Origin of the sequence: Roseovarius azorensis (assembly GCF_900109455.1) — a bacterium.
Taxonomy (GTDB): domain Bacteria; phylum Pseudomonadota; class Alphaproteobacteria; order Rhodobacterales; family Rhodobacteraceae; genus Roseovarius; species Roseovarius azorensis.
The window spans coordinates 1-6,284 of the sequence record NZ_FOAG01000031.1; the positions used below are offsets into that span (position 1 = coordinate 1).

6 protein-coding genes and 1 pseudogene are annotated in these 6,284 nt (G+C 59.6%); 6 read left to right on the forward strand and 1 reads right to left on the reverse strand.

The genetic code is table 11. The features are described 5' to 3' along the window. The first annotated feature begins 167 nt into the window (after positions 1–167). From BSG08_RS19050 to BSG08_RS19075, 6 genes are all read left to right on the forward strand, one after another. Positions 168–968 carry a creatininase gene (locus BSG08_RS19050; protein WP_093039420.1) on the forward strand — a complete coding sequence of 267 codons (801 nt, stop codon included), beginning with the start codon at positions 168–170 and terminating at the stop codon, positions 966–968. A 55-nt stretch (positions 969–1,023) separates the two neighbouring features. Continuing rightward, positions 1,024–2,142, forward strand: a complete 1,119-nt coding sequence (locus tag BSG08_RS19055; RefSeq protein WP_093039421.1) for a polyamine ABC transporter substrate-binding protein — start codon at positions 1,024–1,026, stop codon at positions 2,140–2,142. 75 nt (positions 2,143–2,217) lie between these two features. Next, complete coding sequence (locus BSG08_RS19060) at positions 2,218–3,066, forward strand: ABC transporter permease (protein WP_175544844.1); 849 nt, start codon at positions 2,218–2,220, stop codon at positions 3,064–3,066. Further along, complete coding sequence (locus tag BSG08_RS19065) at positions 3,063–3,863, forward strand: ABC transporter permease (RefSeq protein ID WP_093039422.1); 801 nt, start codon at positions 3,063–3,065, stop codon at positions 3,861–3,863. The genes BSG08_RS19060 and BSG08_RS19065 overlap by 4 nt, the downstream gene beginning before the upstream one ends. Beyond that, positions 3,860–4,966, forward strand: a complete 1,107-nt coding sequence (locus BSG08_RS19070; protein ID WP_093039423.1) for an ABC transporter ATP-binding protein — start codon at positions 3,860–3,862, stop codon at positions 4,964–4,966. The genes BSG08_RS19065 and BSG08_RS19070 overlap by 4 nt, the downstream gene beginning before the upstream one ends. Next, positions 4,947–5,975 (forward strand): GlxA family transcriptional regulator, encoded by a 1,029-nt coding sequence (locus BSG08_RS19075; protein ID WP_093039424.1) that lies wholly within the window; start codon positions 4,947–4,949, stop codon positions 5,973–5,975. Before BSG08_RS19070 ends, BSG08_RS19075 begins: the two co-directional genes overlap by 20 nt. A 55-nt stretch (positions 5,976–6,030) precedes the next feature. Here the strand turns inward: BSG08_RS19075 and BSG08_RS19770 are convergent. Continuing rightward, positions 6,031–6,173: pseudogene (locus BSG08_RS19770) on the reverse strand (IS6 family transposase); the annotation flags it as partial. Between the last annotated feature and the right edge of the window lie 111 nt (positions 6,174–6,284).

The following is a 6,284-nucleotide window of genomic DNA, read 5'->3' on the forward strand; positions in this document are numbered from 1 at the left end:
GGTGTAGTTTCCAAGGTCGACCACCGTGACGAAGGTGCGCAGGAGGTCGGTTTGCAGGTTCACGAACTGACGCATGATTAATAATCCTTATTTATACATTGCTACTATGAATTTTGCGCATATGGCAAGCTGTTCTAAGGTTCGGGAAACTGCCAGAAAGAAAGATCATGCCCAAAGATACTGTATTTGCCGCCGAGTTGCCCTGGCCGGAATATCAGAGCCGGGTCAAGGACGGGTCGACGCCGATACTCATTCCGTTCGGTTCCATGGAGCAGCACGGCCATCACATGCCCATGCATGTGGATGTGCTTCTGCCCACAGAATTCGCCCGCCGTGCGGCAGAGGCACTGGGTGGATTGGTTGCCCCACCCTTTACCTATGGCTACAAATCCCAGCAGAAATCGGGTGGCGGAAATTTCTTTCCGGGCACTACCAGTCTGGACGGGATGAGCCTTGTCAGCGCGCTCAAGGATGTGATCCGGGAATTCGCGCGCCACGGCAATCGCCAGATCTGCATCGTCAACGGGCATTTCGAGAATTCCTGGTTCATCGCCGAGGGTATCGACCTTGCACTGCGCGAGCTGAACTGGGGGGGCATTCACGATGTCAAGGTCGTGGTCCTGTCATACTGGGACTTCGTCGACCAGGCGGCGATAGACAAGCTCTATCCCGAGGGTTTCCTGGGCTGGGATATCGAACATGGCGGGGTGCTCGAGACCTCGCTGATGCTGCGGCTCTATCCGGATCTCGTATCGCTGGAAAAGGCCGTTGATCATCCGCCCGCCAGTTTCCCCCCCTATGACGTCTATCCGCCGCATCCCGACTGGACCCCGGCGAGCGGCACGTTGTCATCGCCCAGGAATGCCACGGCGGAAAAGGGCGACATCCTGCTCGATGTCTGCACGCGCGGCATTTCGGCGGCGCTGCATACCGAGTTCCGTCCCAAGGACAGCGTTGCCGCCGAGTGAGGCGGCGCGAGATCCCTGAAACAAGAAACTGCATATTCCAACAAGGAGACCTCCGATGACCTTCAATCTCAGAACCCCGACCCGGCGACATCTGCTCCGCATGACCGCAGGCGCTGCATTGGCCACGCCCTTTCTGTCGATCCGCGCTGCGGCGCAAACGGTCAACCTGTCGATGCTGGCGTGGTATGGCCATGCCGAACCCGATATCGTGGGCGAGTTCGAGGAGGCCAACAACGTCAAGTTCACGCCGAAATACTATACTGGCGGCGACAACATGCTGGGCCTTATCGCGCAATCGCCTGCAGGCACCTACGATGTTATCCTGTCGGACGCCGAGTATGTGCAGCAACTCAATGCCGCAGGTTATATCGAGGCGCTGGATGCGGCTGACTACGCCTTTGACGACTTTTACCCCGAGTTCCAGAAATTCCCCGGCCACTGGCAGGGTGACACGCTCTATTCGGTAATCACGCGGTTCGGTTTTCTTGGCGTGGCGCATAACACCGATGTGCTGAGCGAGAAGGACGCGGCCAGCTATGGCGTGTTTTCGGACAGTCGCGTTACCGGCAAACTGGGACATTTCGACTGGCATTTGCCGAACCTGGGTCAGATGAGCCTGGCCGCCGGCAATGCGTCGCCCTATGATATCGACGAAGCAGCCTGGGACAAGGTGCAGGAGGCCACCATGGCGCTGCGCGGTCAGGTTGGCGGCTTCTTCGACTATGGCGGCACCTTCTCGTCTCTCAATGACGGGCAGATGGTGGTCTTTGCGGGCATCGGCGACTGGATTACCGGCGTTCTGGAGAAGAACGGCGCCAAGGTGCGCACCACCATTCCGGAGGAAGGCGGTCTGCAATGGACCGAGTCCTTCTCGATCGGCAAGGGCACGAAGAACTATGAGATGGCGCGCAAGTGGATCCAGTGGATCACCTCCCCGGAGGGTCAGGCAAAGTCGGCCGATATGGCGGCCTACCCGGCGCTCATTCCGAGCGAGAAGGGCTGGAAAGTGCTGAACGCCAGCAATCCCGCAGAGGCGAAGCGGCAGAACATGGTGCTGGGTCAGTATAACGCGATGGACATGATCCGCGAAGGTCGTATCAAGTATCGTCAACTGCCCGTTCAGCAAAGCCTTGAGGACTGGAACGACTTCTGGTCCGACTACAAAGGCGCCTGACGTGGCTTTTGCCGGGGTCACTTTCTCCACAGACCCCGGCGCTTTTGCCCCTGCCAGCCAGAAGGCCGCCAAACGATGACAATTCGACGCCCCCGTCTTTTCCCGCTCGTGCTGTCTTTGCCGCTGCTGTTGTGGCAGCTGGCCTTCTTTTTGTTCCCGCTCGTCTTTCTGGTCGCGATCAGCTTCTGGACGGTGCGTAATTTCCAGATGACGCCGGATCTCGATTTCGGCAACTGGGAGCGTATCCTGACGCGCAATACCTTCTGGGATGCCTATGCGCGCACCGCGATGCTGGCCACGGCCAGTGCAGTGCTGACCAGCCTGATCGCGTTTCCCGCCGCCTATGCGATTTCGTTCAAGCTGTCGGATCGGGTCAAGCAGTGGCTGATCTTCGTTCTCATCATCCCGTTTTTCACCAGTTATCTGGTGCGGATCTACGCGCTTCAGGTGTTCTTGTCCGATGCCGGTATCATTAACGCGCTTCTTGGCATGCTGGGGATCGGGCCGTTTCTGATGCTGAACACGACCTTTGGCACGCTGGTGGGTATGGTCACGCTCTGCCTGCCGCTGGTGATCCTGTTGCAGATATTCAGCCTGAACTTTGTGAACCGTGACCTGATCGAGGCCGCGCATAACCTGCGCTGCGGGCGGCTCCGGACGGTTTTTCTGGTCATCGTGCCATCGGCGCGGGTGGGCCTTGTGATCGCGGCGCTGTTTGCGTTCATCCTGTCATTCGGGGATTTCGTGAGCCCGCTCTATCTGGGCGGGGGTAATCCGCCGACATTGTCGATCATGATTACCGATATCACCAAATCGGGGCAGCAATGGCCGCGTGCCGCCGTGGTCGCGCTGATGATGATCGGCACGCTGCTGACCGTGGCCTTTGCCGCCATCACATTCGCCTACAAGGAGCGTGGGAAATGACCGGCAACCGCAATTTCATCATCGACGTGCTGCTGAAGCTGCATATCGCAGCCTGCGTGATCTTCATCTTCGCGCCGATCCTGGGAAGCTTTGTGTTCTCGCTGAATTCCGACCGGTTTCCCTCGCTCCCTCTGGGGCAGTTCTCGACCGAATGGTATCGCCTGATCTGGGAGGATCCTTTCGTCTGGACCGGTTTCTACAACACGGTGATCGTCGGGTTTGTCGTCGCGGTGATCGCTACGTTGCTGGGATTTGGCGGGGCCTACACGGATTTTCGCTACAATTTTTTCGGCAAGAATATTTATCTGGCACTCGCGCTTCTGCCGCCGACGATCCCGGTCGTGATCATGGGTCTGGCGATGCTGGCCTTTTTGTCTCGGGTCAATCTTTCGGGCAGCACGATCTCGGTGATCATCGCGCATGGCGTCATGTGCAGCCCTTTTGCCATGGCAATCATCCGGCTGCGCCTGTCGCAGATGGACCCGGATCTGGAGGCGGCCGCCTGGAACCTCGGCGGCAATGAATGGGCCACGCTGCGGCATGTCATCATCCCGTTCACCAAGCCTGCGATTCTTGCCGCGCTGTTCATCACCATGGCAGTGTCGTTTGACGAGTTCGCAGTCGCCTGGTTCGTCTCTGGCCTCAACGAGACGCTGCCCGTGAAAATCCTCGGCTTCCTGCAAGGGCAGGTCAGCCCCCGGATCAATGCCATCGGCTCTCTGGCCTTTGTCAGTTCGATCACGCTGATCATTCTGGCGCAAATTCTGCTGCGCAATTCGTCAAAGGAAAAGTCATGAACATCCATACGGACATGAAATCCGACGCCATCGTCAAGCTGGACGGCGTAGTCAAGAAATTCGGCGAGTTTACCGCTGTGGAGCGGGCCGATTTCGAGATCGGGCGTGGCGAGTTCCTGGCGATCATGGGCTCGTCGGGCTGTGGCAAGACCACGACGCTTCGCATGTTGGCGGGCCTCGAGGATCCGACCGAGGGCGATATCTGGCTTGACGGTGAGCGGGTGAACGGCAAGGCGACATGGGATCGCGACACGCCGATGGTCTGGCAGAGTCTGGCGCTGTTTCCATTCCTCACCGTTCAGGAAAATGTCGAATTCAGTCTCAGGATGCGCGGCATTAGCAAATCGGAGCGTACCGAGCGGGCGCGCAAATGGCTGGACAAGATGCAGATCCTCGAATTCGCGGATCGCAACATCTCGCAACTCTCGGGCGGTCAGCGGCAGCGCGTGGCGCTGGCTCGTGCCCTGGTGACAGAGCCAAAAATCCTTTTGCTGGATGAGCCGCTCTCGGCGCTCGACGCACATCTCAAGGTGCGGATGCAGGCGGTGCTGTCCAATCTCCAAAAGGATCTGGGCATCACATTTGTCTATGTCACCCATTCCATGTCCGAGGCGTTTGCCATGGCCGACCGGGTGGTGATCATGAGCCGGGGCAGGATCGAACAGATCGGCACGCCGCAGGAAATCTATCATGCCCCGCGCAATCGCTTCGTTGCGGAGTTCCTTGGCTCGGCCAATATCTTTTCCGGCAGGCTGGCCGGGACATCCGGCGACGACTGGCTTATCGACACCGATCATGGCCGTTTTGCGGTCAGTGCCCTCCATGCGCCCGCGAAATCGCCCGGCGATGCCGTCACATTCATCGTCAGCGCCGAGAACATGCGGATCAGCCCCGAAGGGTCTGGCGTGCCGGGTATCCGCGCGCGGGTGGTGGGCGAGGAATTCGTCGGCGCCACGGCAATCGTCTTTCTTGAGACAGAGTCAGGTGAAGAGTTGAAGGTGCAGAAAAGTCATGGTGAACTGGCCTCTGTCGATCTGCATCCGGGAAGCACCCTGATCCTGCACTGGGAGTCCGAGACCTGTCATGTCCTGCCCGGAGAATGAGACCGCCCCGACCCGGCAAGCGATCGTGCCGCAGGGTGCGGCGTTCTTTGAGATAGAGACGACCAGGCCGGCACGTCATTTCGCCTTTCACCTGCTGCCCGATTTCACCCTTCTGGCGTTCAGCGCGGCGCTTGATCCGCTGCGCATCGCCAACCAGCTGGCACAGCGCCCGCTCTATCGCTGGACGGTGTCGTCGCAGGATGGCGGCCCCGTCGTCAGTTCCTGTGGCATGTCGGTGAATGTCGATCAGGCGCTTGGGGCCTTTCCGCGTGACACCGATGTGGTGGTGTGCGGCGGCACGGTGCGGACGGGCGGGGGGCGCCGGGATTTGCAGGCGTTCTTGCGTCAGCATGCACGCTTTGGCGGCCGTGTCGGTGGCATCTGCACCGGCGCTATTTCGCTGGCGCAGGCGGGGCTGCTGGAGGGGCGGCGCGCAACGCTGCACTGGGAGAACCAGCCCGCCTTTCGCGAGACATTCCCCGAGGTCGAAGTAACCGGCAACACCTATGAGGTGGATGGCGGGATATTCACGTGCGGCGGCGGGGTGGGGGCCACCGACATGATGCTCGAGATGATCGAGGCGGATTATGGCCGGCCCTTTGCCGATGTGGTGGCCGATATGTGCCTCTATGGTCAGCGCCGGGCGGAGCGTTCTCCGCAACGTGCGTCGATCAGCAACGCGATCGAGAGTCGCAACCCGCTGCTGGTGCGGGCGATCAAGGTGATGCAGGCCAATATCGAGACGCCGGTCGGGATGGATCAGCTGGCAGAGGCCGCGGGCTGCTCGCGCCGACAGATGGAGCGGCTTTTCGTGAAATACCTGCACAAGACGCCTTATCGGTTCTTCCGCGACCTGCGGCTCGATCACGGGCGGAGCCTCTTGCGGGAAACGGACCTGAGCGTGACAGAGATTGCCATGGCCTCGGGCTTTACCTCGCCGATGGTGTTCATCAAGGGATTCCGCGCGCGGTTTGGTCACTCGCCGGGAGCACATCGCAGGACCCCTTGAAGGGTGCTGCCAGACAAAGTCGAACCAGTCTCAGCAAGGACAGAGTTACTGTCTCTTATGCCACGCCGAGACCGCGCCACCCGGCAAGAGCGACGGCACGGTTTCGTTTGAGATGTGTCGCGAGTTGAGGCTTCTTTCCGAGTTGAACAAATTGTAAATGGAGGCGTGGACGGTGGCGAACTTTTGCAAACTTCGTATGTGACCGAGCCCCATCGTAAGCCTCCGGGGGCGGCCGTCTGATCTTGGGTTCGCTCCGATGGTAAGTCCGACTTTATCAACCGCCCTCAAATCGAAGTTCTGTCTGCTGCC

Bases quoted from the DNA above. Each gene is read 5' to 3' on its own strand.
- BSG08_RS19070 (WP_093039423.1), top strand. From the start codon at position 3,860: ATGAACATCCATACGGACATGAAATCCGACGCCATCGTCAAGCTGGAC.
- BSG08_RS19060 (WP_175544844.1), top strand. From the start codon at position 2,218: ATGACAATTCGACGCCCCCGTCTTTTCCCGCTCGTGCTGTCTTTGCCG.
- BSG08_RS19075 (WP_093039424.1), top strand. From the start codon at position 4,947: ATGTCCTGCCCGGAGAATGAGACCGCCCCGACCCGGCAAGCGATCGTG.
- BSG08_RS19055 (WP_093039421.1), top strand. From the start codon at position 1,024: ATGACCTTCAATCTCAGAACCCCGACCCGGCGACATCTGCTCCGCATG.
- BSG08_RS19050 (WP_093039420.1), top strand. From the start codon at position 168: ATGCCCAAAGATACTGTATTTGCCGCCGAGTTGCCCTGGCCGGAATAT.
- BSG08_RS19065 (WP_093039422.1), top strand. From the start codon at position 3,063: ATGACCGGCAACCGCAATTTCATCATCGACGTGCTGCTGAAGCTGCAT.